The sequence below is a fragment of the Calidithermus terrae genome, assembly GCF_003574345.1.
Classification (GTDB): domain Bacteria; phylum Deinococcota; class Deinococci; order Deinococcales; family Thermaceae; genus Calidithermus; species Calidithermus chliarophilus.
Genome location: NZ_QXDL01000442.1, coordinates 1 through 1,015 on the forward strand (window position 1 = coordinate 1; position 1,015 = coordinate 1,015).

Sequence of the window (1,015 nt, forward strand, 5' to 3'; positions counted from 1 at the left end):
CCCCCACGTAGGCCCCGCCCGGCGCGAAGGCGAGGGCCTGCACCCCGCCCGAAGCCCGCACGGCGCTGTTCTGGCTGAAGGCGTTGGCCGGGTGGAGGTAGACCAGCCCGTTCTCCAGCCCGTAGGCCAGCCGCTGCCCGGCCGGGTCGAAGGCCACCCCGGAGACCGGGACCCCCTCGCTCTTTGAAGCCAGGGAAGTCCCCTTGGCCGCGTCCCACAGCCGCACCGTTCCGTCCCTCGAGCCCGACAGCAGCACGCCGCTCCCCGGCCGGAAGGCCAGGCCGCGCACCTCGCCGCTGTGGCCCTGGAGCTGCGCGACGGCCTCGGCCCCGCCCTGCCGGAGCTGGAACACCTGGATGCGCCCGTTGTCGGTGCCCACCGCCAGCAGGCCGCCGCTGGCCGCCAGCGAGCGCACCCGCCCCTGGGTCCGCAGCACCTGCTGCTCGGAGGCGCTCCCGGTCTCGAGCACCCGCACGCTCTGGTCGTCGGATCCGGTGAAGAGCAGGCCCCCGTCGGGGCTGAAGGCCACCGCCGTCACCGAGTCGGCGTGCGCCCCGATGGTCTTCTGCAGCTTGCCCGAGACCCCCGCCCACAGCTTGCCGGTCTCGTCCACCGACCCCGTGGCGATGAGCCCGTCGGCGCTGACCGCCAGCGCCAGCACCGGGCGCAGGTGCGCCCCCCACGACCCCGCCTTGAACACCCCCAGGTTCAGGGCAGCGTTCTGCGCCCGCGACGAGGGCAACCCCCAGGCCAACACGGCTACGACGAATAAAAAGCCCAATACCCCTGCCCCACGCATCCCGGACCTCCGACCCGGTCTCCCAGCCCATACCCCGCGAAATGCCGAACCCCTTAAGTGTAGTCCAATTCACCCCCCGCCGCGATGCCGGTGGCGCGACCGGATCCCCTGCGCGACCGGCGCCGTCCCTGATAACCCGTCAGCCCTCAGCGAAAGGCCCGTGGAGATCCCCTCCCCTTCCCTCCCCGCGTGCGGGGAGGGGGTATCCCCCCCAGC

1 protein-coding gene is annotated in these 1,015 nt (G+C 73.2%); it reads right to left on the bottom strand.

What is annotated here, in order from left to right:
* Positions 1-757: WD40 repeat domain-containing protein (locus tag Mterra_RS21470; RefSeq protein ID WP_420836711.1), on the bottom strand; the 757-nt coding region annotated here is incomplete at its 3' end.
* Positions 758-1,015 lie beyond the last annotated feature (258 nt).